This is a genomic window from Microbacterium sp. LWH11-1.2 (genome assembly GCF_038397745.1).
Taxonomy (GTDB): domain Bacteria; phylum Actinomycetota; class Actinomycetes; order Actinomycetales; family Microbacteriaceae; genus Microbacterium.
Window position 1 is genome coordinate 1244753 of record NZ_CP151636.1, and the last position, 24539, is coordinate 1269291.

Consider the following 24539-nt stretch of genomic DNA (forward strand, 5'->3'; position numbering starts at 1 on the left):
CGTGAGGGCCACCGTCCCGACCGTCGTCGCGGCGCTCGCCGCGGCGGCGGTCCTCGCCGGATGCAGCCCGTCAGGACCGCCCGCGCCCTCGGTCACCGGGGGGACGAGTGCCGTGGAGGATCTGACGATCGATGAGTGCCCGCCGGGGAGCGGACGTCTGACGTCGACGGGTTCATTGCAGAACAGCGAAGGCGACGCGGGCGACTATCTCGTGCGCGTGAGCTGGCTCGACACCGACGGATCCGTGATCGCGTCGGCGTGGCAGGAGATCGAGGCGGTGGATGCGGGAGCATCCGCCGACTGGTCCGTCTCCGCCGATCTCGGCGAGGCCTCCGCGAGCAGCTGCACCGTCGCCCTCACGCGCGGCGTTCTCTGACCCCACGGAGGCGCGGGCGCTACAGAGCGGCGGTCACCCCGGGCAGCAGCTTGGTGAGGATCGTGCCGAGCTGCGCGCGCTCCTCGTCGCTGAGCGGACCCAGGACCAGCTCGCGGATCTGCGCGACGTGCACGGGCGCCGCCGACCGCAGCAGCTCACGTCCGGCGGGGGTGAGGGTCGCCGAGAGCGTTCGCCGGTCGCTGCCGCACGAGGACCGCGCCACCCAGCCGCGCTCCTCGAGAGAGTCCAGGGCGTGGCTGAGGCGCGACCTGCTGAGCCCGGCGATCTGCGCGAGCTCGGTCATCGTGACCGTGCTCTCGCCCCGGCCGGCGAGCGTGATCAGGATCGCGTAGTGGGCGTGGTTGAGTCCGGTCTCGGCCTTGAGGGTGCGGTCGAGCACCTGCGGGAGCAGCTGCACGAACCGGATCGTCGGCAGCCACGTCGCCATCTCGGCGTCGTCGAGCCGACGCTCGTCCATCACGCGGCGGACAGGTCGATGGTGTGCGCGGTGTGATCGCGCTTGGCCTGCAGGTAGCGCGAGTTCGCGTCCGACAGGTGCACCCCGGTCGGCACACGGTCCGTGACCCGGATGCCGAGTCCCTCGAGCTGCACCGCCTTGTCGGGGTTGTTGCTGAGCAGACGGATGCCGTCGACCCCCGCGGCCCGCAGCATCTGGGCTGCGACGGTGTAGTCGCGCTCGTCCTCGCCATGGCCGAGAGCGACGTTGGCCTCGTAGGTGTCGAGGCCGGAGTCCTGCAGGGCGTAGGCGTCGAGCTTGGCGTAGAGGCCGATGCCGCGACCCTCCTGGCGCAGGTAGAGCAGGAAACCGCCCTCGTCCGAGATCCGCTCGACCGCCTCGCGCAGCTGCGGGCCGCAGTCGCAGCGCTCGGAGCCGAACACGTCGCCGGTCAGGCACTCGCTGTGCGGGCGCACCAGCGGTGCGTCGCCACCGGCATCCGCTCGCTCCATCGCCGCGCGCCAGTCTCCGAGTCCCAGCAGCAGGTGCTCACGGCCGTCGACGAGTCCGTCGAACGTGACCACATCGGCGGTCGTGGCGAAACCATCGGCGAAGCGCAGCGGCACGCGTACCCGCGTGCGCTCGGTGGCGACCGGAACGACGGTTGAAGTTTCAATCATGCGAGATGCAACGCGTCGACGGGTCGTCTATTCCCGCCGACGACGGATCAGCTTCAGCTCGCTGACGAGGATGCCGAGCACGACGAGCGCCCCACCGATGAGTGCGGTGACCGGCAGGCGCTCGCCGGCGATCCGCCCGATGACCCCGGCCCACACCGGTTCTCCGGCGTAGATGATCGTCGCGCGGGTCGGCGACACGGACTTCTGCGCCCAGTTCATCGTGAGCTGGATCAGGCAGCTGGCGGCGCCGAGCCCGACCGCGCAGCCCACCCAGATCCAGGAGAACTCGGGGATCCCCTCGCCGACGACCGGCATGGTCAGGAGCCCGAGCGCGCCGGCGGTCAGCAGCTGCACGACGGTGATGCGTCCGAGGTCGATCTTCCCGGCGAACACGCTGATGAGGATGATCTCGGCGGCGATCGGGAGGGTGCTGATCATCGTCGCGATCTCGCCGGTGCCGAGGCTGAGCGTGAAGGCGTCGGGGCCGGCGATGAGCACCAGTCCGACGAAGGCGAGTCCCGCGCCGATGAAGGCCATGGCGGGTGGGCGCTTGCGGAACACCGCCCATTGCGCGAACGGGACGAGCGGCACGTACATCGCGGTGATGAACGCGGAGGTGCTGCTGTCGATCGTCTGCAGCCCGAACGTCTGCAGGCCGTAGCCGAGGTAGATCATCACGCCGATCGCGACGCCGGCTCCCACGTCCCGCCACCGGATGCCGCGCAGGACGCGCCGGAAGATCACGACGCTGATGAGTCCGGCGATGAGGAAGCGCACGCCGACGAAGAACCACGGCCCGGAATGCTGCATGGCCCAGTGCACGAGCAGGAACGTGCTGCCCCATACTGCGGTGATGGCGATGAGGGCGGCTTCCTGCGGGCGGAAGCGCATCCAGCGAAGACGAGAGGGCATCGTTGCCCTTTCTCGACGTTGCCGGATCGAGCCTATCCGCCCGACGGTGACGCGAGAAGACGGGCCGGCGCCGGATGCCGGAGCGACTCGATAGCCTCGGAGGATGAGCAGCTTCGTGAGCGTGAACGCGGTGAATGACCTCCTGTCTCAGGGCGCCCCGGTGCGCCTGATCGACGTGCGGTGGCGACTCGATCGTCCGGAGGCCGGGCATGACGACTATCTGACCGGGCACATCCCCGGTGCGGTCTTCGCCTCGCTCGACACGGAGCTCTCGACGCACGGCGAGCCGTCGGAGGGTCGGCATCCGCTGCCGTCGACCGCGACCCTCCAGGCGGCGGCGCGCCGCTGGGGCGTGAACGACGGCGACATCGTGGTCGCATACGACGACGCCAAGAGCACGGCTGCGTCGCGCGCCTGGTGGCTCCTCCGCCAGGCCGGCGTCGACGTGCGCGTGCTCGACGGCGGCCTCCGCGCGTGGAAGGCCGCCGGGTTCGACATCGCCACCGACGACGTGATCCCCGAGACGGGTGAGGTCGTGCTCGAGGAGATCGGCGGCGATGCGCTCTCGATCGACGAGGCGGCCGCGTTCCCGGCATCCGGTGTCCTGCTCGACGTGCGCGCTCCCGAGCGCTACCGCGGCGAGACCGAGCCGCTCGACCCGCAGGCCGGGCACATCCCCGGCGCACGCAACCTCCCGACGATGCTGCATCTCGACGCCGAGGGGCGCCTGCTCGATCCGGAGACCGTCCGCTCGACATTCGCGGGGATCGGAGTCGCACCGGGCACACCTGTCGCCGCGTACTGCGGCTCCGGCGTCACTGCTGCGCACACGGCGCTGATCCTCAGCGAGGTCGGCATCGACGCGAAGGTGTTCCCCGGGTCGTGGAGCCAGTGGTCGAACACGCCGGGTCGTCCGGTCGCAACGGGTGATCAGCCCGGCTGATCACCGGCGTCATCGCGGGGGCCGTACCCCCACAGCAGCTCCACGGCGCCCGGGCCGAAGGCGCGGTGGACCAGGTGCACCGACCCGCCGCCGTTGGGCGTCACCGGGGTGATCGTGATCCCGGATGCCGTCTCGACGCGCTCCTCGCACCAGTCCGGCAGCGCATCCGGATGGAACCGCACCCAGACCAGCAGTTCGCGGCACTGCCGGGCCACACCGTGGCCGGTCTCGCGCGTCGGCGGATAGTCCGGCGGGTACTCGACCGACCATTCGACCATCGTCGTGTCGGGCGCGGACAGGGGAGCGTCGAGTTCGAACAGCACGCCGTGGACCTCGCCGCCGGCATGCGAGTACTCTCCCGCGATGCGTCCTCCCGACACCGCGCGGAAGATCGGCGAGGGGGTGCGGGTGCCGGGCGTCAGCTCGAGGAAGGGGGTGCCCGTCATCGTGCCGGACGTCGCCTGGAGGACGCTCCTCGTGATGCAGTACGACACGTTGCCGTCGGCGTCGACGTCGGTCACGGAGTGCGTCGTGATCTCGCGTGAATGGTCGGGATACGGGGCTCCGAGCGCGGCGTACGCGTCTTTCACCGCCGTCTCGAGGTCGTGCTGGTCGATCGGGAACTGACTCGGCCCGAGGGGGCCCGTCCGCTTGGTGGACGGGAGGAGCCCGGCCAGGGCGTCATCGTCGAGGCCGAGCAGCTGCTCGATGTCGGCCAGCGCCGCCAGGGACTGTGCGCCTTCCGGTCGCCGGGCGCCGGAGCGCCAATAGCTGAGCGTCGCCATCGAGACGCGGTTCCCCCGACGCTTCAACTGCCGCTGCAGCCAGGAGAGAGTGACGTCCTTCGCGTTGATGGCGTTGCGGAGGGCCCCCGCGAACGCCTCCGAGGAGGACCCGTGATCGTCATATTCGAAACTCATCACACCACCCCTCCGGTATGTGAAGGCCATCGTCCTAAAGTGAGCATACGACCGCACACGCGCACCTCAGGGGACCGGGTGGGCGAGTGGGGTCGATCGACTGTGTCGTCGAAGGGCAGGGTGCCCGACCTTGCGTACGACCAGTCTCACGCAGTGACGCCCCCTTACTGCGTTCGTCGTGAAGCCCGGTGATCGATCTGGGGAGATCCACCGGGCTTCACGAACACCCCTCCCGTGCGCTCCCGCGCGCGGCTCCGCGGCTTCGCGGCCCCGCGTAGACTGGGAGGAACACCCCGGAGGACTCTGGATCGTCATGTCTGCCCCTGCCCGCGCATTCACCATGCGACACGTGCAACTGCTGCGCGCGCTCTTCGCCGCCGTCGCCGCGCTGATGATCACGTTCTCCTCCGACCACTCGGCCCCGGTCGGGCTCTCCGTCTTCAGCGGCTTCGTGTTCGTCACGGCGCTCGTGCAGGTGCTGGCTGCGTGGCTGGTGCTGCCGGAAGGGTCGCGCTGGCCGCAGGTCCTGCTCGCGGCGCTCGGCGTCATCGCCGGCATGGCGAGCGGCATCCCCGCCTGGCGGTCGGATGATCTGTTCTTCGTGGTGGTCTCCGTCTGGGCCATCGTCACCGGCGGGGTCGAACTCCTCGCCGGCATCCGCGCGCGCCGCACGGCCGACCCGCTCGCGCGTGACGCGATCACCATCGGTGCGCTCGGCATCCTCCTCGGTGTCGTCCTCCTGCTGATCCCGGCCGGATTCGTGCAGGAGTACACGATCGACAAGGCGGGCACGTTCCTGCTCTCCGGCATCATCCTCGGGGTCGGCATGTTCGGCGGCTACGCCGCGATCGTCGCGGTCTTCCTCGGCATCGCGGGCCTCACCCCGAAACGAGCGGATGCCGCCGACGTCGACGTCTCCGCAGCGCCCGCTGCCGCCGGTGCTGACCGCGCCGCGGCATCCGGTACCGATCAGAGCGCAGCCTCGGCCGAGCGCGGAGGAGAGCGATGAGCGACGAGAAGCCGACCCGGCGGGACATCCTGCGTCCGCTGCACCTGCTCGGCATCGCGCTGGGCTGCGGCATCTTCGCGATGGTCGTCACCCTGGTCTCCACCGGCGCCTTCACCGCGCGGGTGAACACGGCGATCGCGGACGGCAGCTACGACGGCCTGACGCCGGTCGCGCTCGGCCTCGTCGTCGGCGGCGGCGCGTTCATCGCGACCCTGCTGATCCTCGCGATGCTGATCCTCGCCGTCGATCCGGCCGACGTCACCAAGACGATCGACCGTCCGGTGCTGTACGACGCGGAGCCCGACGAGGACTCCGGCACCGACAAGCCGGCCCACCCCGCTTCCTCCTGACGACCGGATTCCTCTCCGCGCCGGAGCGGGGGTCGGCCGGACGTCGATCCTCTCGTCATCGACGATCCCGCACCGATCTCTGCGCGCTCTCCCCGAGACCATGACCTCCTAACATCCGATCAAAGCCGCCCTGAACGCGCCGACCGGGAGGACTTTCGTCGAAAGAGGTACCCATTCGTCCATAGACATCCGAGGTCTGCTGTCGCACACTGACTTGTGGCGGACACGACGCACCGTTGCGCGAGCTGCCGATGCCCCAGATGACGATGATGCTCCGGAGGTTGCAGTGATGATGGTCCCCCTTTCCCGTCGACAGGTTCTGCAGGTGGGCGGTCTCGCCCTTCTCGCCCCGTTCGCCCCCCAGTTCCTCGCGGCTCGGCCCGCCGCGGCGATCGTTCACGGCGCAGGAGTCTCCCTGCGCGCCGTCGCCGCCGGAGCGATTCCCCGACCGGAGCTGTCGCCGCACGCGCTCTGGTACGGCACGCCTGCGGCGAACTGGGAGACGCAGGCGCTTCCGATCGGCAACGCCCGCCTCGGTGCGAAGCTGTTCGGAAACCCGGATGCCGAGGTCATCCAGTTCAGCGAGCAGAGCTTCTGGGGTGGCGTCAACGACTACGACAACGCCCTCGCCGGGCAGCCCGACGGTGCGTACGACACCAGCGTGACCGGATTCGGCTCGTTCCGCGACTTCGGCGAGGTGACGGTCGCGTTCGGAGCACGCAACACCGTGACCTCCCCCGGCGGACCGTATGAGGTGTCCGGGGGAGAGAGCGTCGAGAAGACCTATGACGGGGATTCCGGCACGAAGTGGTGCCTGATCGCCCCGCCCGCCGAGGTGATCTGGCAGGCGGACCTGGCCGAGCCGACCGCCGTGTCGTCGTACTCGCTCACGAGCGCGAACGACGTGCCGGATCGCGACCCCCAGGACTGGCGGCTCGAGGGCTCCGCCGACGGAGCGACGTGGATCGCGCTCGACTCGAGGGCCGAAGCCCCGTTCGCGCAGCGATTCCTCACGAAGAGCTTCGACTTCGCGAACACGGAGGTGTACGGCCACTACCGGATCGTCTTCGCGCCGAAGGCCGGTATCAGCCACTTCCAGGTCGCCGAGATCTCCCTGGGCGGCGTCGACCTGGCGCAGGGAAGCGCCGTATACGTCTCTTCGCCGAGCGGGCACGCGGATGCGCTGGTCGGCAGCGTCGACGCCGATCCCACGACCGTGTGGGATGTCCCGACCACCGGGTCCGGAGCGATCTGGCAGGTCGAGCTGAGCGCGAAGCGCGCGCTGACCGGCTACGTTCTCGCGAGTGCTCCGGATGAGCCGGAGAAGGACCCGCAGAGCTGGACGGTGTCCGGGTCCGACGACGGGCGGGACTGGACCGCGCTCGACACCCGGTCCGGTGAGACGTTCCCCGATCGCGGCACCGGACGCGCGTTCGCGTTCGCCAACTCCACCGCCTACGCGATGTACCGGATCGTCTTCTCCGGACCCTCGGCGTTCCGTCTGGGGGGCATCGCGTTCACGGGCGACGGCTACAGCACGGCGGGCGCACGCGCCGTCGTCGACTACCGCCGCGCGCTCGACATCGCCGACGGCACCCACAGCACGCATTTCGCGACGGCGCAGGGGACAGTGCTGCGGGAAGCCTTCGCGAGCCGCGACGCCGATGTCATCGCCGTCCGCTTCACCGCAGATCGGCCCGCTGCCCTCGACGCCCTCATCACGATGGTCTCGAAGCAGGAGGGTGTGCCCACCACGGCCGATGCCGCCGGACGTCGGCTGAGCTTCTCCGGGACCATGGCGAATCAGCTCGCGCACGCGGCCGTCGTCCGCATCGCCGACACCGATGGAGAGATCACCGCCGAATCCGGCGGACTGCGCGTCGCCGGGGCGTCGTCGATCACGCTGCTGCTCGACGCTCGCACGGACTATCGGCTGAGCGCCGCCCACGGATGGCGCGGCACGGCTCCCGAGCCGGTCATCGAAGACGCCCTCACGGCCGCGGCATCGCTGTCCTGGGACGACCTGCGCGCCGCTCACACCGAGCAGGTCGCCAGCCTGATGCAGCGGGCGAAAGTGCAGTGGGGGCAGTCCGATGACGAGGTGATGGCCCTGCCGACCGACCGTCGACTCGCGCGCTACGGAGCGGGGGAGTCCGATCCGACTCTCGAGCAGACCCTGTACGCCTACGGGCGCTACCTGCTCCTCAGCTCCTCCAAGCCGGGCGGTCTTCCCGCGAACCTGCAGGGGCTGTGGAACAACAGCAACCAGCCGGCCTGGGCGAGCGACTACCACACGAACATCAACATCCAGATGAACTACTGGGGAGCGGAGTCCGCCGACCTCCCCGAATCCCACGAGGCTCTGGCCGCGTTCATCCGCGAGGTGGCCGTGCCGAGCCGGGTCGCGACGCGCAACGCGTTCGGCGCCGACGTGCGCGGGTGGACCGCTCGCACCTCGCAGAGCATCTTCGGCGGCAACGCGTGGGAGTGGAACACGATCGCCAGCGCCTGGTACGCCCAGCACCTCTATGAGCACTGGGCATTCACGCAGGACAAGAAGTATCTGCGCGACCTCGCCTACCCGCTCATCAAGGAGATCTGCCAGTTCTGGGAAGACCAGCTCAAAGAGCTCCCCGACGGAACCCTCGTCGCGCCGATGGGCTGGTCGCCGGAGCACGGGCCGCGCGAAGACGGTGTCATGCACGACCAGCAGATCATCTGGGACCTCTTCCAGAACTATCTCGAGTGCGCGGAGGCGCTCGACGTCGACAAGAAGTATCAGAAGGCCGTCGCCGACATGCAGGAGCGGCTCGCTCCGAACAAGATCGGCCGGTGGGGGCAGCTGCAGGAGTGGCAGACGGACCGCGACGACCCCGAGGACATCCACCGGCACACGTCGCATCTGTTCGCGGTCTATCCCGGGCGCCAGATCACCCCCGACACCCCCGAGCTCTCGGCTGCGGCGCTGGTGTCCCTGAAGGCGCGCTGCGGCGAGAAGGAGGGCGTGCCCTTCACCGCCGCGACCGTGTCGGGAGACAGCCGGCGCTCGTGGACCTGGCCGTGGCGAGCAGGTCTCTTCGCCCGCCTCGGCGACGCCGAACGTGCCGGCATCATGGTGCGCGGCCTGCTCACCTACAACATCCTGCAGAACCTGTGGGCGAACCATCCGCCGTTCCAGCTCGACGGGAACTACGGCATCGTCGGCACGATGGTCGAGATGCTCCTGCAGAGCCACGGCGGGGTCATCCGGCTTCTTCCGGCCCTTCCTGCGGACTGGTCGGCGACCGGGTCGTTCGAAGGACTGCGGGCGCGGGGCGGATATCGGGTCGACTGCGAGTGGCGGGACGGGGAGGTCGTGTCCTACGACATCGTCGCGGATCGAGCGCCGAACATGAGCAACGTGATCGTGGTCGTCAACGGACAGCGGCGCAAGGTCAAGCCGGGCAACCCCAAGAACGGCAAGCCGATGCGCGATCTCGGGCCTGCCGACTGACCCGCACGGTGCCGGCGGCCGGGCTCTCCCGGCGCCGGCACCCCGCGTGCCCGCCACGCCGATCCGGAATACTCCCGGAGACGCGGGGCTTGTGCCTAGAGTGACTGCCTCCGTCGACCGCGCCTCCATCGGACTGCGCTCGGCACGCGGACCGGTCCTCGGTGCGCTGATGCTCGCCACCGGACTCATCGCCATCGATGCCACGATCCTCGCGACGGCCGTGCCCAGCATCGTCCGCGAGCTCGGCAGCTACCAGCAGTTCCCGTGGCTGTTCTCCGTCTACCTGCTCGCACAGGCGGTGAGCGTGCCGATCTACTCGCGCTTCGCCGACACGGTGGGGCGCAAGCCGATCATCCTCCTGGGCATCGGTCTCTTCCTGCTCGGCTCGATCCTCTGCGGGTTCGCATGGAGCATGCCCGCCCTCATCGTCTTCCGCGTCATACAAGGCCTCGGCGCGGGGGCGGTGGCTCCGATGTCGATGACGATCGTCGGCGACATCTACACCGTCGCCGAGCGCGCCAAGGTGCAGGGCTACGTCGCGAGCGTCTGGGCCGTCTCGTCGGTCGTCGGTCCGGCGCTCGGCGGCATCTTCGCGCAGCTGGACGCCTGGCGGTGGATCTTCTGGGTCAACATCCCGCTCTGTCTGATCGCCGGATGGATGCTGCTGCGCAAGTACCACGAGAAGAAGCAGACTCAGCGGCACCGGATCGACTACGCCGGAGCGGTACTACTCACCATCGGACTGACCGGCATCATCCTCGGGATGCTCGAGGGCGGCAACGCCTGGGCGTGGCTCTCGGTGCAGAGTGCTCTCTGCTTCGGCATCGGCATCCTCGCCCTGGCGGCGTTCGTGCTCGTGGAGCGCCGCACGCCCGAGCCGATCGTCGACCTGCGCCTCGCGCGGAGGCGGCTCATCCTCACGACCACGATCGTCTCGCTCGGCGTCGGGGCGCTGATGATCGGCGTGACGAGCTTCGCGCCCGCCTACCTGGAGGGGTCCATCGGCATCGCACCGCTGCTGTCCGGACTCGCGGTCGCGGCGCTGACCCTCGGCTGGCCGCTCTCGGCGGCGAACGCCGGACGCCTCTACCTGCGGATCGGCTTCCGCCGCACCACTCTGATCGGGATGAGCATCGCGACGATCGCGGCCATCGCGCTCGCCGCCGTGTCACCGTGGCCGAATCCGTTCGTGATCGCCGGGGTGGCGTTCCTGTTCGGCTTCGGTCTGGGCTGGAGCGCCGCCCCCACCCTCATCGCCGCACAGGCCTCGGTCGGCTGGGGCGAGCGGGGCGCGGTCACCGGGATGAACGCGTTCGCACGGTCGGCGGGCAGCGCCGTCGGCGTCGCCGTGTTCGGTGCGATCTCGAACTCCGTGATCGCGCAGGGCCGCGGACCGGGAGACCCCGACACGATCATCTCGGCATCCGTCTGGGTGTTCGTCGCGGTCGCCGTCACCGCCGTGCTCACGCTGATCGCCGCCGCCTTCATGCCGAAGGACTCCGTGCCGCAGCGCTCCGGCGAGGTCGACGACTAGATCCGCAGCCCGGCTCGGCGTGCGGTATTCAGTCAGGACTCAGGTCTGGACGGAACCTCGTCCGGGAAAGACGGGGACGTCAGGTCCCGACGCCCACGGTCTTGCTGAATTGTGAACGCGGTCTGCTCGGCCCCGCTGAGCCGGAGGTCTGGTCAGCGCGCGAGCTGCTCCGCGATGCCCGTGTAGGTCGCGGGCGTCAGAGCGAGCAGGCGCTGCTTCGCGGCGTCCCCGATCTCGAGGCCCTCGACGAACTCCGCCAGGTCGGCGCCGCCGACGCGGTGTCCGCGGGTGAGCTCCTTGAGCAGGGCGTACGGGTCGCTGATCGTCGAACGACCGGCCACGACCTCGGCGCGGATGACGGTCTGGATGGCCTCGGCGAGCACCTCCCAGTTGACGTCGAGGTCGGCGAGCAGTACGTCGCGCGACAGCGAGATCGCGTTCAGACCCCGGCGCAGGTTGTCGAGCGCGAGCTGCGAGTGACCGAAGGCCACGCCGATGTTGCGCTGCGTGGTCGAGTCGGTCAGGTCGCGCTGCAGACGGCTGGTGACCAGCGTCTGTCCGAGCGATGCGAACAGGGCGCCCGAGATCTCGAGGTTCGCCTCGGCGTTCTCGAACCGGATCGGGTTGATCTTGTGCGGCATCGTCGACGAGCCGGTGGCGCCGGCGACCGGGATCTGAGCGAAGTACCCGAGCGAGATGTACGTCCAGATATCGGTGGCGAGGTTGTGCAGGATGCCGCCGGCGTGACGCACCCGGTCGTAGAGCTCGACCTGCCAGTCGTGCGACTCGATCTGCGTCGTGAGCACGTTGAAGCCGAGCCCCAGGCCCTCGATGTACTCGCGGGCGATGGTCGGCCAGTCGGCGTCAGGGTCGGCGGCGAGGTGCGCCGACCAGGTGCCGGTCGCGCCCGAGAACTTCGCCAGATAGTCGGATGCCGCGATCTGGCCGCGCACGCGCTCGAGGCGCCACGCGAACACGGCGATCTCCTTGCCCATGGTCGACGGCGTCGCGGGCTGGCCGTGGGTGCGGGAGAGCATCGGGGCGTCGGCGTGCTCGACCGCGAGCTCGCGGAGCTTGGCGATCACGGTGTCGAGAGCGGGCAGCCAGACCTCTTCGACCGCGCGCTTGACCGTGAGGGCGTAGGAAGCGGAGTTGATGTCCTCGCTCGTGCAGGCGAAGTGGGTGAGCTCGGCGATCGCATCCAGCCCGAGCGTCGAGAGACGGTCGCGCACCAGGTACTCGATCGCCTTGACGTCGTGCTGCGTGACGGCTTCCTTCTCGGCGAGCCAGTCGATCTCGGCCTGGCCGAAGTCGCGGTACAGCGCGCGCAGACGCTCCTTGTCGGCATCTGACAGCGGTGTGGTCTCGAACAGCGAGCGGTCGGTGAGGGCGATCAGCCACTCGACCTCGACCTCGACACGTGCGCGGTTCAGTCCGGCCTCGGAGAGGAAGTCGGCGAGTCCGGTGACGGCGCCGCGGTAGCGGCCGTCGAGAGGGCTCAGGGGCTGCGGCGGGAGCGAGGGCTGGAAAGTCAGGGGAGTCCTCCTGATGAGGCCCCGGAGTTCCGGGGCGTGCGGGGGAGACGAAGGGCGGGTTCGAGCTGGCGGAACAGGCCCCGTGTCGACGCCTCAATCATACCGAGCACCGAATCGAACATGTCGGCGCCCGCGTAGTAGGGGTCGGGGACGTCGTGCGTCGAGGCATCCGGATCGAAGGCCAGCAGCAGGGTGACCTTGCCCTCCTCGTCCTCGTCGCGGGCCCACTCGCGGAGGATGCGCTCGTGCGTGCGGTCGAGCGCGACGACGAGGTCGTTGTCGGCGAAGGACGCCGCGGTGAACTGCCGCGCGCGATGCTGGGACCCGTCGTAGCCCCGCCGAGCGAGCGAGTCGATCGTGCGGTGGTCGGCGCGCTCGCCGAGGTGCCAGTCACCCGTGCCGGCGCTGCGCGAGATGATGCGGGACCCGAGTCCCTGCCGCTCGGCGAGGTCCCGGAAGACGACCTCGGCCATGGGAGACCGGCAGATGTTCCCCGTGCAGACGAAGATCACGCGAAAGGGATCCGGGGAAGTCACCCGTCCATTCTGCCTGGCGTCGGCTGTCCTGCACAGCGCGCGCCGGCATACCGGCTCTCCACCGCTGCGGATATTCCGGGTCGGATGGGAGCGGTGGATCACGGATGCTGGGCGCATGCACTCCTTCACACATGCAGAGGCCTACGCCTCGGACGCCTTCTGGGCATGGGTGACCGCGCGGCGAGAGATCGACGCCGCGATCACCGCGCTCGAATCGGCGGGGGCCGCGCTGGTGGCTCTCGTCGACGATTCCGACTGGCGGTCGGACGGGGTCAGGGCGCTCCACGAACTGCTCGGTCGCGTCCAGGACGGCACAGGATCGGAGATCGGCGGACTGCAGGTGCGCGCGTGGGAGCTGGAGGCGGTGGTGCAGGGATGAGCGGCGACCTGGAGATCGATCACGGAGGTGCGATCGCCGTCGACACCGAGGCGATGCGCGATGTGGGCAGGCGCATGACGTCGCTGGCATCCCATCTCGAGGAGGCGCGGGACGCGGTCATGCGGGCTCGCGGGATCATCGTCGGCGCACCGGGCTTCGCCGAGCAGGTCGACGTCGGCGCGCTGGAGGCGAGCCGCGATCGCATCGGCGCCCTGCGATCCGAGGTGGACGAGGCCAGCATCGGCACGCTGCTGATGGCGGATGCATTCGAGATCGTCGAACTGCGCGCCGAGGCCGAGGCGCTGGCGCACACCGACGCCGCTGCCGCTGCCGCGCTCGAGGCCCGGATCGATCGGATGGTGGCCGCCGACGCGCGCATCGGCGCGATGGCGGACCAGCTCGTCGCCCAGTGGGAGAACGAGCGGTTCGAGGGGCTCGACACGCAGTGGGACATGGGTGAGCTCCTCCCGCCGTTCTTCACGATCGGCGCGTTCATCGGCACGACCGCGCGGCTCGGCCATGTGCTGCCGGGCATGACGCTCAAGGGCGATGTCGAGCCGGTGTCCGTCACCACCGTGAAGTCCTCCACGCCGGATGCGCCTCCGGCGACCCTTCGCGGGGCCTTCGAGAGGATGCCGAAGGACGCGAGTGCGCAGGTGGCCGTCGAGAAGCTCCGGTTCGACGACGGGTCGACGAAGTACATGGTGTATCTCAAGGGCACGCAGAACTTCGTGCCCTGGCAGGCCGGCGGGCCCGAACCCTGGGACATGAAGTCGAACGCCGAGCTGTACACGGGTGAGAAGTCGGCGTCCTACCAGGCGGTGATCGACGCGCTCCATGCCGCGGGCGCGGAATCCGGCGACACCATCGGCGTCGTCGCCCACTCTCAGGCGGGAATGATCGCGGTGCACATGGCGATGGAGAGCTCTTTCGATGTCGAGTTCGTCGCGACCGCGGGCAGCCCGACGGTCGGCACCTTCCGCGACGACCAGCTGGCCGTGCAGATCCTGCACACCGACGACGTCGTAGGCAGCATGTCCGGCGGAGGATCGCCCGCGGGCAGCGGATCGCCCGACAGCTTCATCGCGACCCGGGTGGCCGATCCGAATCCCGGGATCCAGGATCTGGCGCTCGCGCCGCACAGGTTCGAGCCCTACCTCGAGACCGCGGAGATGATCGACGAATCAGACGACCCGCGGGCTGTCGCACTCGGCGACTACTGGACGCGGTTGGGCGAAGCCGTCTCGGTCGAGCGCACCGAGTATCACGCGGAGCGCATCCGGTGAGAGATGGCTGATTGCCTGATCGCCGCCGTCGCCATCCGTCGCGATGTTCCGCTCCTGCAGCGGGATCGCGAGTTCGCGTTCCTCGCGGAGATCAGTCCGTTGCGGTTGCACGCGGTCGGCGGCTGACCGAATCCGTCTCAGTCGCGGCGCTGCTTCTTCGTCTGCGGGCGCAGGATGAAGCCGAAGATGCCGTTGATCACCGAGATGATGAGCGCGGCCAGCACGCCCCACCAGAAGTCGCCGACGGTCAGGCCCCAGCCGAACCCGCTCGTGATCCAGGCCGTGAGCCACAGCAGGAAGCCGTTGATGATGAGCCCGATGAGGCCGAGCGTGAGGATGTAGAGCGGGAAGGCGACGATCTTCACGACCGTGCCGATGATGGTGTTCACGATCGCGAAGATCGCGGCGACCGCGAGCAGCGTCAGCACCAGCTGAAGGGTCTCGCCGGGCGGGAACGCGGTGATCACGACCTGCAGGGCGGGGATCAGAGTGACCACCCAGAGGGCGAAGGCGTTGACGACGACGCGGATGATGAAGCGCATAGTGCGTCCAGTGTCGCACGCCCGCCCGCGCTTGTCAGGAAGCGGACGTCCCTTGCAGTGGAATGCGATGCGCTCGGATGCGCCGCTCGGATTCATCGAGGTCGATCTCTCCGGACGCGACGCCGACGACGAGGTCGAACGCATCGTCGGTCGCGAAGTTGTGCTTCCAGCCGTTGATCCAGAGGAACGCGACGAAGGTGGTCCACGCCGTGCGCTTGTTCCCGTCGGAAAGGGGACGGTTGCGAGCGAGCGACTCCAACAGCGCAGAAGCCTTTCGGTCGATCGTCCCGTAGGCATCGTCGCCGAACAAGGATGCCGCCGGGCGGGCAAGCGCGGACGCGAGAAGCCCGGCGTCGCGCACGTGGAAGCCGAGCCGGTCGACGGTGAGGAGTCCGTCTTCGAGAGTGAGGTACTCGGTCATGCGTCTTCGAGACGCTCCAGGAGTGCACTGTCATTGGTGAGGACGAAGTCGACCGCCGAGTTCACGAGTGCGGTGCGCGAGGTGTCGTTCGCGAATCGCGTCGCCGCTTCGATGATCACCGCGTGCTTCGACATGTGCCGGGCGCGGGCGATCGCCTCGAGCTGGGCATCGAGTTCTTCCGGGAGTCGCACGGTCATAGCCATACCAGAATGGTATCACTCGCTTTCCCCGGAGCCCGGGGACCCGAGACTTCTAGACTGGCGATGTGACCGAGCCGATCCTGCCCCGCATCCGCCCCGCCATCGCTGCGCTCGCGCCGTATCGGCAGGGCAGGCAGGCGGGTCCCGATGCGTTCAAGCTCTCCAGCAACGAGAACCCCTTCGAACCGCTGCCGTCGGTGCTCGACGCTCTCCAGCGCACGACGCCGATCAACCGCTACCCGGATGCGACCGCCGGGCGTCTGCGAGCGCGGCTCGGAGAGCGCTACGGGGTCGAGGCCGACCAGGTGCACGTCGCGTCCGGCAGCGTGTCGATCCTGCACCAGCTGATCCTCGCGACGGCGTCGGTGGGCGACGAGGTCATCTACGCGTGGCGCTCCTTCGAGGCGTACCCGAGCCTCCCGCTCGTGGCGGGCGCGACCGGGGTGCAGGTGCCCCTCACGGCCGGCTCCCGGCACGACCTCGACGCGATGGCGGATGCCGTGACCCACCGCACCCGCGCGATCATCGTCTGCACGCCCAACAACCCGACCGGGCCGATCGTCACGAGCGCGGAGTTCGCCGCGTTCGTCGCGCGGGTCCCGGCCGACGTCCTCATCATCCTCGACGAGGCGTACGCCGAGTTCGTGACGGCGTCCGACGCGGTCGACGGCCTCGCCGAGCGCGTCTTCGAGCAGCACCCGAACGTCGTGGTGCTGCGCACCTTCTCGAAGGCCTACGGGCTCGCGGGACTCCGCGTCGGCTACGCGATCGGACACGAGAAGGTGCTGGATGCCGCGCGCACCACCGGCATCCCGCTCTCGGTCACGTCCGCCGCCGAGAACGCTGCGATCGCGAGCCTCGACGCCGAGGGGGAGCTCCTCGAGCGCGTCGCCGTGATCGTCGAGCGCCGCACCCGCCTGGTGGAGGGCCTCCGCGCGCAGGGCTGGGACGTCCCGGACTCGCAGGCGAACTTCGTCTGGCTGCCGACGGGGGAGAGCACCGAGGAGGTGGCCGCCGCCTTCATCGAGAACGACCTCGTCGTGCGGCCGTTCCCCGGCGACGGCATCCGCATCTCCGTGGGCGAAGAGGGCTCCATCGCCCGCGTCCTCGAGGTCGCGGCCGCCGCCCGCTGAGCTCGCGTCGCGCGTCGTTCCGCCCCGATTCTCCGGTTTCCCGGGAGATACGAGGGGGTCCTAGGTATGCGTGACCGGGCATGCCGGCGCGGGTACCGTGAGGATGTGACCTCGTCTGAGACTGAACTCGTCCGCGTCCTCGATCAGGACGGCCGCTACGCTCCCAGCCCCGCCGCCGAGCAGTATCTGCCGTTGATCGAGGCGATCAGCGATGCAGAGCTCGAGCAGTTCTACCGCGACATGGTGGTCATCCGCGCCATCGACACCCAGGCGACCAACCTGCAGCGTCAGGGGCAGCTCGCCCTGTGGCCGCCGAGCCGCGGCCAGGAGGCGGCACAGGTCGGATCGGGCCGTGCCGCGCGCGCACAGGACACGATCTTCCCGTCGTACCGCGAACACGCGGTGACGCGGATCCGCGGCGTCGACCCGCTCGACATCATCAAGCTCATGCGCGGTGTCTCGCACGGCGGGTGGGACCCGACGGACCCGAAGAACGGCAACACCCGTCTCTACACGCTGGTACTCGGCTCGCAGGTTCTGCACGCGGCCGGCTACGCGATGGGCCTGTCCTTCGACGGACGCAGCGGCACCGGCGATGCCGATCGCGACGAGGCCGTCATCGTCTACTACGGCGACGGCGCCTCGAGCCAGGGCGATGTCCACGAGGCCATGGTCTTCGCCGCGAGCTACCAGGCCCCCACGGTCTTCTTCCTGCAGAACAACCACTGGGCCATCTCGGTTCCGGTCACGACGCAGTCGCGCGTGCCGCTGGTGCAGCGCAGCGCCGGCTACGGCATCCCGAGCGTCCGGGTCGACGGCAACGATGTGCTCGCCAGCTATGCGGTGTCGCGCGTGGCGCTGGACGAGGCCCGCAGCGGCCAGGGGCCGCGCGCGATCGAGGCGGTCACCTATCGCCTCGGCGCGCACACCACGAGCGACGACCCGACCAAGTACCGGCACACCGACGAGGAGGACATCTGGGCGCTCCGCGACCCGATCGTGCGCATGCGCACCTTCCTCGAGGGTCGGGGAGCTGCGGCATCCGTCTTCGACGATGCGGATGCCGAGGGCGCGGATGCCGCGGAGGATCTGCGTGCCCGGACCGTCGAGCTCGGACCGCCGCCGGTGAGCCGGATGTTCGACCACGTCTACAGCGATCCGCATCCGCTGATCGAGGAGCAGAAGGCCTGGCAGGCGAAGTACGAGGCGTCGTTCGAGGGAGGAGCACTGTGACTCTCGAGACGATGCCCCTGAGCAAGGCCATGAACGCCGGTCTGCGCAAGGCCATGGAGAACGACCCGAAGGTCATCCTGATGGGGGAGGACATCGGCAAGCTCGGCGGCGTCTTCCGCGTCACCGAGCACCTGCAGCGCGACTTCGGTGAGAAGCGGGTGCTCGACACCCCGCTGGCCGAGTCGGGGATCGTCGGCACGGCGATCGGACTCGCGATGACCGGTTTCCGTCCGGTCATCGAGATCCAGTTCGACGGGTTCGTGTTCCCCGCGTTCGACCAGATCACCACGCAGCTGGCGAAGCTGACCAACCGGCACGAGGGGAAGCTATCGCTGCCGATCGTGATCCGCATCCCCTACGGCGGGCACATCGGCGCGGTCGAGCACCACCAGGAGAGCCCGGAGGCGTACTTCACGCACACCCCGGGGCTGCGGGTGGTCTCGCCGTCGACGCCGAACGACGCCTACTGGATGATCCAGGAGGCGATCGCCTCGAACGATCCCGTGATCTTCATGGAGCCGAAGAGCCGCTACTGGCCCAAGGGCGAGGTCGAGCTCGACGCCTCTGCCGCCCCGCTGCACGCTTCGCGGGTCGTCCGCACCGGCAGCGACGTCACGCTCGTCGGCCACGGCGCCATGGTCACGACGCTGCTCCAGGCCGCGGCGCTCGCCGAAGCCGAGGGCACGAGCTGCGAGGTCGTCGACGTGCGATCGCTGTCGCCGGTCGACTACGAGCCGATCCTCGACTCGGTGCGCAAGACCGGTCACATGGTCTACGCGCAGGAGGCGCAGGGCTTCACGAGCCTCGGCAGCGAGATCGCCGCGACCGTGATGGAGCGCGCGTTCTACGCGCTGGAGGCTCCGGTGCTGCGCGTCTCCGGCTACGACACCCCGTTCCCGCCCGCGAAGCTCGAGGGCGTGTATCTTCCGGATGCCGACCGCATCCTCGAAGCCGTCGACCGCTCCCTGGCCTACTGACGCTGTTCCGAAAGGCATCCTCATGAGCACGCAGAACTTCAACCTCCCCGACGTCGGCGAGGGCCTGACCGAGGCCGAGATCGTGTCGTGGAAGGTCGCCCCGGGCGACACCGTCGCGATCAACGACGTGATCTGCGAGATCGAGACCGCGAAGTCGCTCGTCGAGCTGCCGTCGCCGCACGCCGGTGTCGTGGGCGAACTGCTCGCGGCCGAGGGGACGACGGTCGAGGTCGGCTCGCCGATCATCACCTTCACCACGGCGGATGCCGCTGCAGCGCCCGCGGTCGCGGTCGCCCCGGCACCCGAGGAGGGCGGCGGTTCCGTGCTCGTCGGCTACGGCACCGGGGGAGGAGCGACCTCGCGCCGCAAGCGCCCGGCCGAGCGCGCCGTGCGGTCATCCGTCGGCGTCATCGCGAAGCCCCCGATTCGCAAGCTCGCCCGCGACCTCGGCGTCGACCTCACCGCGGTCACGCCGACCGGCGCCGACGGCGAGGTCACGCGTGACGACGTCGTGAAGCACGCCTCCCAGGCGAGCGTGTTCCGCAACATCGAGACGCCCGAGTGGGGCGAGGTGCGCGAGGAGACGGTTCCCGCTCCGCAGAGCGCCCCGGCCGGACTGGCCCGCGGGCTCGCGCCCGCTGCGGCTCCCGCTGGCACGAGCGACGACGGGCGCACCGAGTCCATCCCGGTCAAGGGCGTGCGCAAGGCGACGTCGTCGGCCATGGTGCAGAGTGCCTACTCCGCGCCGCACGTGACGGTCTGGAAGGAGATCGACGCGAGCCGCACGATGGAGCTCGTCAAGCGTCTCAAGGCCTCGCCCGACTACGCCGACATCCGCGTCTCGCCGCTGCTGATCATGGCGCGCGCCGTCATCTGGGCGGCCCGCCGCACGCCGATGGTCAACGCGGCGTGGATCGAGACGGATGCCGGGGCCGAGATCTCCGTGCGTCACTACGTGAACCTGGGCATCGCGGCCGCGACCCCGCGCGGCCTGCTCGTGCCGAACATCAAGGATGCGCAGGACCTCGGCATGAAGGACCTCGCCCGGGCGCTCAATCGCCTCACGGTCACGGCCCGCGAGGGCAAGACCTCGCCGGCCGACCAGCAGGGTGGCACGATCACGATCACCAACATCGGCGTGTTCGGGATGGATGCCGGCACCCCGATCATCAACCCCGGCGAGGCCGGGATCGTGGCCATGGGCACGATCAGCCAGAAGCCGTGGGTCGTCGACGGAGAGGTGCGTCCCCGCTGGGTGACCACGGTCGCCGGCTCCTTCGACCACCGCGTGATCGACGGCGACGGCATGAGCCGGTTCATCGCCGACGTGGCATCCGTGCTCGAGGAGCCGGCGCTGCTCGTCGACTGATCCGCGGGCTCTGCGGCGTCGGCATCCGACGCCCGGCGAAGGGGATCCCACGATCTGAAGGAGCGCTGTTCGCGCAGGCTCCTTCGCATCGTGAGATCCCCTTCGTTTCATGCTTCCGCATTCGCGGGTTGACAAAACCCGTCCTCAGGACTCATGATTCATGGGTGCGAGAACGTTCTCGCAGAATCGCAACTCCGAAAGGCTCAAAGATGCGCACCCGAACGACGTTGTCCGCACTAATGCTCACGGCTCTCGCCGCAGCGACCCTCAGTGGATGCTCCGCCCCGGCGCCGTCCGACGGCGATGTCTCTGCCGCTCCTACGGACGCGGCGCAGGTGACCGGGCCCCTCAACATCGCCTGCTCGCAGCAGGAGGATTTCTGCCAGAGCATCACCGCCGCCTTCTCTGAGGCCACTGGAATCGACGCGACCTACGTGCGCCTCGGCTCCGGCGAGGTCCTCGCTCGGCTGGAGACGACGCCGGGCGAATTCGATATTTGGTCCGGTGGACAAGCCGAGAACCACCTCATCGCCGACGACCGCGGTTTCATCGAGGCCTACGTCTCACCGAACGCAGAGAAGCTCCCCGCGCAGTACAACGATGCGGACGGGATCTGGTCCGGGTTCTACACGGACTCCGTCGGCTTCTGCTCGAACAAGGCGGAGTTGAAGAAGCTCGGCGTCGACGCTCCCACATCCTGGGACGACCTTCTGGATCCGGCGCTGAAGGGCGTCGTCTCGATGCCCCACCCGGCGACGGCGGGCGTCGGCTACATGGCGATGTACACCGTCGAGACGTTGAACGATGGCGACACCGATGAGACGGTCGACTACTTCCAGGAACTCAACGAGAACATCCTGCAGTACTCGAAGTCCGCGGCCACCGGCACCGAGCTCACTGGCCGCGGGGAGGCGGCAGTCGCGATCTCGCTCGACTCCGACTGTGTGAAGGCCAAGGAGGCCGGATACTCCGACCTGGTCGTCACCTACCCGAAGGAAGGCACCGGATACGAGGTCGGTGCCGTGTCCGTCCTGAAGGATGCACGGAACGCCGCGGCGGCGCAGGCCTACATGGACTGGATTCTGACGGTGGACGCGCAGGACCTCTATGCCGACGTGCCCTCCTTCGCGGCACCGACGCTGCCGGACGCCGAACGAGGCGAGACGGTTCCGGATCAGGAGAAGGTCGACAAGGTCGACTGGGATCTGCAGGATGCCGCCGACAGCCGCGACGCTCTCGTCGGACTCTTCGAGAGCGACATCGCGTCGTCCGCAACCGCGCAGTAATCCACGGGCGAATGCCGGAGCGATCTGCGTCCGCCCCCACTCACGGGACTCACCATGAACTCACTTCCTCTTCCGCAGCAGGAGACGGCGACCGCCACTCTCGTGCGCACCAGGCGCAGCAGGCGAATCCACGTAACGGCGCACCGCAGCGCAGGCGTGTGGCTCGTGCTCGCGATCGTGCTCGCCTGCCTGACTCTTCTGCTCGGTCTTCCTGTCGGCAAGCTCCTCCTCGCGGGTGCGTCCGCGGACGGACTCGCGGCAATCACTGCGGTCGTCGTCGGGAGTGACGCGCGTGCGCTGCAGAACTCGCTCCTGCTCGGCCTGTGCGTCGGCATCATCGGCACGGCCGTCGGCTTCATCACGGCATACGCGCAGGTGTTCCTGGAGTTTCCCGGCAAACGTCTCCTGCACTGGCTCACTCTGCTTCCACTGATCTCGCCGCCGTTCGCGGCGGCGACCGCGATCATCACGCTGTTCGGTAGACGTGGGCTCATCTCCTACCAGCTGTTCGGAATCGAGCTCGACATCTACGGGCTCCCGGGACTGATCATCGTGATCGCGATGACGTTCACCCCGCTCGCGTACATGAACATCCGCGGCATGATGGAGAACCTCGATCCGTCGATGTTCGAGGCCGCCGCCTCACTCGGCCTCTCCGAGCTCCGTACGCTCTTCCGTGTCACGATCCCCATGGTCGTGCCCGCTCTGCTGACCTCGTTTCTGATCCTCTTCGTCGAAGCTCTCGCCGACTTGGCCAACCCCCTGGTCATCGGCGGAGACTTCCGAGTGCTCGCCAGCCAGATCTACTTCGCGATCGCCGGAAGCGGTGACATCGCCAAGGCGGCCGGGCTTGCAGTGGTGCTCCTCGTTCCCTCGCTCCTCGTCTTCGTGATCCAGAAGTACTGGGCGGGGAAGAAGTCCGTGATCACGGTCTCGGGCAAGCCGGCGGGAGCGTTCCGGCCGATCCGCAGCCGGTCCGTGCGGATGCCGGTGCTGATCCTCGCGAGTCTCTGGATGGCGCTCGTGGTCATCGTCTTCGGCACCATCCTCGTCGGCGGATTCGTGTCCATCCTCGGCGTCAACAACACCTTCACCCTGGACCACTACGAATTCGTGTGGCGCCTCGGAGCCGATGCCATGCAGACCACGTTGCTCATGACGCTCGTGGCCGCGCCCATCGCCGCCGCGCTCGCGGTCCTCATCGCCTGGCTTGTCGTCCGACACTTTCAACGCTTCGGTCGCGTGCTCGATTTCGTCGGAATGCTCGGCTCCGCGATCCCCGGGACCGTTCTCGGGCTCGGGTTCGCACTCGCCTACTCGCAGCCCACCTACTTCCTCGGCGCGACCGTCCTCCCGGCACTCGCCGGTGGTCTCGCCGTGGGCGGAGGTTCTGCCGCGATCATCATGGTGTTCATCGCTCGAGGGATCCCCACCGGACAACAGGCCTCCATCTCGGGACTGAAACAGATCAATCCGCAAGTGGATGAGGCCGCGATCTCTCTCGGGGCGGGCCAGCTCGCCACTTTCGTGCGGGTCTCGCTGCCGCTGATCACTCCGGCGATCGTCACGGCCGTGACCTATGCGATCACCAAGTCGATGACGACGATCACGGCCATCATCTTCATCACCACGCCGCAGACGAAGGTGATGACCTCCCAGATCCTCGATGAGGTCGACGCCGGGCGATTCGGCAACGCGTTCGCGTACTGCACCGTCCTCATCGCGATGGTCCTGGTCATCCTGACGCTGACGACGCTCCTCCTTCGCAGGCTCAACCGATCAAAGAGAACGAAGCAATGACACGCACAAAGCAGACCACGACGAACGACGGCAGCAGCGAGAAGGAAGCCAGAGCGCTCGGTGCCCTCGAACTCCGTGATGTCGACAAGACCTACTCGACCCGCCGCGCCGCGGGTAAGGCCGTCGACGGATTCAGCCTCTCGGTGGAGCCGGGGCAGTTCGTGACGCTCCTCGGCCCGTCCGGCTGCGGCAAGACCACGACGCTGCGAATGATCGCCGGCTTCGAGACGCCGACCGGGGGCGACATCCTCATCGACGGTCGTTCCGTCGTCTCGGTCGCGCCGAACAAACGCCCCATGTCGATGGTGTTCCAGTCATATGCGCTCTTCCCCCACCTCAACGTTCAGGACAACGTCGGATTCGGACTCACCGCCCGGCATGCGAGCAAGATCGAACGGAAGCGGCGCGTGGATGCCGTCATGGAACTGATGGGTATCGCTCAGTACGCTGTGCGATACCCGCATGAGCTGTCCGGCGGACAGCAACAGCGGGTGGCACTTGCCAGGGCCGTGGTGATGGAGCCGAGCATTCTCCTGTTCGACGAGCCGCTGTCGAATCTCGACGCGAAGCTGAGAGTGCGGATGCGCGAGGAGATCCGAGGACTGCAGCAGCGTCTCGGCATCACCTCGGTGTTCGTGACGCACGACCAGTCCGAGGCGATGACGATGTCCGACATCGTCGTGGTCATGAAGGATGGGCGGATCAGGCAAGTCGGAACGCCGCAGGACATCTATCACCGTCCGGCCGACACGTTCGTCGCTTCCTTCCTCGGGACGGCGAACTTCCTCGACGCCGTCATCGACAACGTGGAGGAGGTCGACGGCGCGAGCTTTGCGACCATGTCCATCGGCAGCCAGACCGTCATCGTGCCCTGCGCCGACGACGTCGTGGCGGGCGAGAGCACAAAGGTTCTCATCCGCTCCGAGAACCTGCACATCATCTCGCCTGAGGCGAGCGCCGGTGGGCACGCCTTCCCAGGGACGATCCGCTCGACCTCTTTTGACGGATCCATCACCAGATACACGGTCGACACGCTCCAGGGAGTCCTCCACGGCCAGGCCCCCGGAACGGAGACGCCGATCGGTCTCGGCGCGTCCGTGCGATGCGTCTATGACCCGTCGGACGCATGGGTCGTGGGGGAACGCGAGTGACGCGCCTCGGCGGCGGG

25 protein-coding genes are annotated in these 24539 nt (G+C 68.6%); 16 read left to right on the plus strand and 9 right to left on the minus strand.

Annotated features, from left to right (window positions below):
* The first annotated feature begins 1 nt into the window (after position 1).
* Positions 2–376 carry a hypothetical protein gene (locus MRBLWH11_RS05885; RefSeq protein WP_341947104.1) on the plus strand — a complete coding sequence of 125 codons (375 nt, stop codon included), beginning with the start codon at positions 2–4 and terminating at the stop codon, positions 374–376.
* Positions 377–395: 19 nt separating this feature from the next.
* Here MRBLWH11_RS05885 and MRBLWH11_RS05890 read toward each other — a convergent pair whose 3' ends face one another.
* From MRBLWH11_RS05890 to MRBLWH11_RS05900, 3 genes are read right to left on the minus strand one after another with little or no spacing between them, the layout of a single operon-like run.
* On the minus strand, positions 396–854 hold the full coding sequence (locus MRBLWH11_RS05890; RefSeq protein ID WP_116633486.1) for a MarR family transcriptional regulator: 459 nt from the start codon (positions 852–854) through the stop codon (positions 396–398).
* Complete coding sequence (gene ribA, locus MRBLWH11_RS05895; protein ID WP_116633487.1) at positions 854–1513, minus strand: GTP cyclohydrolase II; 660 nt, start codon at positions 1511–1513, stop codon at positions 854–856. The genes MRBLWH11_RS05890 and ribA overlap by 1 nt, the downstream gene beginning before the upstream one ends.
* Positions 1514–1540: 27 nt before the next feature.
* Positions 1541–2425, minus strand: a complete 885-nt coding sequence (locus tag MRBLWH11_RS05900) for a DMT family transporter (protein ID WP_341947105.1) — start codon at positions 2423–2425, stop codon at positions 1541–1543.
* A 103-nt stretch (positions 2426–2528) separates the two neighbouring features.
* Here MRBLWH11_RS05900 and MRBLWH11_RS05905 point away from each other — a divergent pair, with 103 nt between their 5' ends.
* Entirely contained in the window at positions 2529–3368 is an 840-nt protein-coding gene (locus tag MRBLWH11_RS05905) for a sulfurtransferase (RefSeq protein ID WP_341947106.1), read from the plus strand.
* Here MRBLWH11_RS05905 and MRBLWH11_RS05910 read toward each other — a convergent pair.
* Positions 3356–4288 (minus strand): hypothetical protein, encoded by a 933-nt coding sequence (locus tag MRBLWH11_RS05910; protein ID WP_341947107.1) that lies wholly within the window; start codon positions 4286–4288, stop codon positions 3356–3358. The two genes, MRBLWH11_RS05905 and MRBLWH11_RS05910, sit on opposite strands and share 13 nt — an antisense overlap.
* A gap of 313 nt (positions 4289–4601) precedes the next feature.
* On the opposite strand from MRBLWH11_RS05910, the gene MRBLWH11_RS05915 reads away from it, so the two are divergent.
* The 4 genes from MRBLWH11_RS05915 (at position 4602) to MRBLWH11_RS05930 (ending at position 10674) form a co-directional block, all read left to right on the plus strand.
* A complete protein-coding gene (locus MRBLWH11_RS05915; RefSeq protein WP_341947108.1) occupies positions 4602–5297 on the plus strand; it encodes an acyl-CoA synthetase in 696 nt (231 codons plus the stop codon).
* A complete protein-coding gene (locus MRBLWH11_RS05920; protein ID WP_341947109.1) occupies positions 5294–5647 on the plus strand; it encodes a hypothetical protein in 354 nt (117 codons plus the stop codon). Before MRBLWH11_RS05915 ends, MRBLWH11_RS05920 begins: the two co-directional genes overlap by 4 nt.
* A gap of 289 nt (positions 5648–5936) precedes the next feature.
* Positions 5937–9140: a glycoside hydrolase N-terminal domain-containing protein gene (locus tag MRBLWH11_RS05925; protein WP_341947110.1), complete on the plus strand. Its 3204-nt coding sequence runs from the start codon at positions 5937–5939 to the stop codon at positions 9138–9140.
* A 100-nt stretch (positions 9141–9240) separates the two neighbouring features.
* Positions 9241–10674 (plus strand): MFS transporter, encoded by a 1434-nt coding sequence (locus tag MRBLWH11_RS05930; protein WP_341947111.1) that lies wholly within the window; start codon positions 9241–9243, stop codon positions 10672–10674.
* 152 nt (positions 10675–10826) lie between these two features.
* Here the strand turns inward: MRBLWH11_RS05930 and purB are convergent, their stop codons facing one another.
* Together purB and MRBLWH11_RS05940 are read right to left on the minus strand one after the other, a co-directional pair.
* Positions 10827–12209 carry an adenylosuccinate lyase gene (purB, locus tag MRBLWH11_RS05935; protein WP_116633494.1) on the minus strand — a complete coding sequence of 461 codons (1383 nt, stop codon included), beginning with the start codon at positions 12207–12209 and terminating at the stop codon, positions 10827–10829.
* Positions 12206–12745, minus strand: a complete 540-nt coding sequence (locus tag MRBLWH11_RS05940) for a low molecular weight protein-tyrosine-phosphatase (protein WP_207769868.1) — start codon at positions 12743–12745, stop codon at positions 12206–12208. Before MRBLWH11_RS05940 ends, purB begins: the two co-directional genes overlap by 4 nt.
* 115 nt (positions 12746–12860) lie before the next feature.
* Here MRBLWH11_RS05940 and MRBLWH11_RS05945 point away from each other — a divergent pair, with 115 nt between their 5' ends.
* The 3 genes from MRBLWH11_RS05945 to MRBLWH11_RS05955 are packed head-to-tail and all read left to right on the plus strand — an operon-like array spanning position 12861 to position 14536.
* Positions 12861–13124, plus strand: coding sequence for a hypothetical protein (locus MRBLWH11_RS05945; protein ID WP_341947112.1), 264 nt, complete (start codon positions 12861–12863; stop codon positions 13122–13124).
* On the plus strand, positions 13121–14410 hold the full coding sequence (locus MRBLWH11_RS05950; protein ID WP_341947113.1) for a hypothetical protein: 1290 nt from the start codon (positions 13121–13123) through the stop codon (positions 14408–14410). Before MRBLWH11_RS05945 ends, MRBLWH11_RS05950 begins: the two co-directional genes overlap by 4 nt.
* Positions 14411–14413: 3 nt before the next feature.
* Complete coding sequence (locus tag MRBLWH11_RS05955) at positions 14414–14536, plus strand: hypothetical protein (protein ID WP_341947115.1); 123 nt, start codon at positions 14414–14416, stop codon at positions 14534–14536.
* A gap of 11 nt (positions 14537–14547) precedes the next feature.
* Here the strand turns inward: MRBLWH11_RS05955 and MRBLWH11_RS05960 are convergent, their stop codons facing one another.
* The 3 genes from MRBLWH11_RS05960 to MRBLWH11_RS05970 are packed head-to-tail and all read right to left on the minus strand — an operon-like array spanning position 14548 to position 15576.
* Positions 14548–14952: a phage holin family protein gene (locus MRBLWH11_RS05960; protein ID WP_116633498.1), complete on the minus strand. Its 405-nt coding sequence runs from the start codon at positions 14950–14952 to the stop codon at positions 14548–14550.
* Between the two features lie 34 nt (positions 14953–14986).
* Positions 14987–15373, minus strand: coding sequence for a Fic family protein (locus MRBLWH11_RS05965; protein WP_341947116.1), 387 nt, complete (start codon positions 15371–15373; stop codon positions 14987–14989).
* A complete protein-coding gene (locus MRBLWH11_RS05970; protein ID WP_341947117.1) occupies positions 15370–15576 on the minus strand; it encodes a ribbon-helix-helix protein, CopG family in 207 nt (68 codons plus the stop codon). Before MRBLWH11_RS05970 ends, MRBLWH11_RS05965 begins: the two co-directional genes overlap by 4 nt.
* 62 nt (positions 15577–15638) lie before the next feature.
* Here MRBLWH11_RS05970 and MRBLWH11_RS05975 point away from each other — a divergent pair, with 62 nt between their 5' ends.
* From MRBLWH11_RS05975 to MRBLWH11_RS06005, 7 genes are all read left to right on the plus strand, one after another.
* Positions 15639–16706, plus strand: coding sequence for a histidinol-phosphate transaminase (locus MRBLWH11_RS05975; RefSeq protein ID WP_341947118.1), 1068 nt, complete (start codon positions 15639–15641; stop codon positions 16704–16706).
* Between the two features lie 105 nt (positions 16707–16811).
* Entirely contained in the window at positions 16812–17939 is a 1128-nt protein-coding gene (locus MRBLWH11_RS05980; protein ID WP_243408749.1) for a thiamine pyrophosphate-dependent dehydrogenase E1 component subunit alpha, read from the plus strand.
* An 11-nt stretch (positions 17940–17950) separates the two neighbouring features.
* Positions 17951–18916 (plus strand): alpha-ketoacid dehydrogenase subunit beta, encoded by a 966-nt coding sequence (locus tag MRBLWH11_RS05985; RefSeq protein ID WP_165807986.1) that lies wholly within the window; start codon positions 17951–17953, stop codon positions 18914–18916.
* 22 nt (positions 18917–18938) lie between these two features.
* Positions 18939–20285, plus strand: coding sequence for a dihydrolipoamide acetyltransferase family protein (locus MRBLWH11_RS05990; RefSeq protein WP_341947119.1), 1347 nt, complete (start codon positions 18939–18941; stop codon positions 20283–20285).
* A 335-nt stretch (positions 20286–20620) separates the two neighbouring features.
* Positions 20621–21571: an ABC transporter substrate-binding protein gene (locus tag MRBLWH11_RS05995; protein ID WP_341947120.1), complete on the plus strand. Its 951-nt coding sequence runs from the start codon at positions 20621–20623 to the stop codon at positions 21569–21571.
* Between the two features lie 54 nt (positions 21572–21625).
* A complete protein-coding gene (locus MRBLWH11_RS06000; protein WP_341947121.1) occupies positions 21626–23371 on the plus strand; it encodes an iron ABC transporter permease in 1746 nt (581 codons plus the stop codon).
* Positions 23368–24522 carry an ABC transporter ATP-binding protein gene (locus MRBLWH11_RS06005; RefSeq protein ID WP_341947122.1) on the plus strand — a complete coding sequence of 385 codons (1155 nt, stop codon included), beginning with the start codon at positions 23368–23370 and terminating at the stop codon, positions 24520–24522. Before MRBLWH11_RS06000 ends, MRBLWH11_RS06005 begins: the two co-directional genes overlap by 4 nt.
* Positions 24523–24539 lie beyond the last annotated feature (17 nt).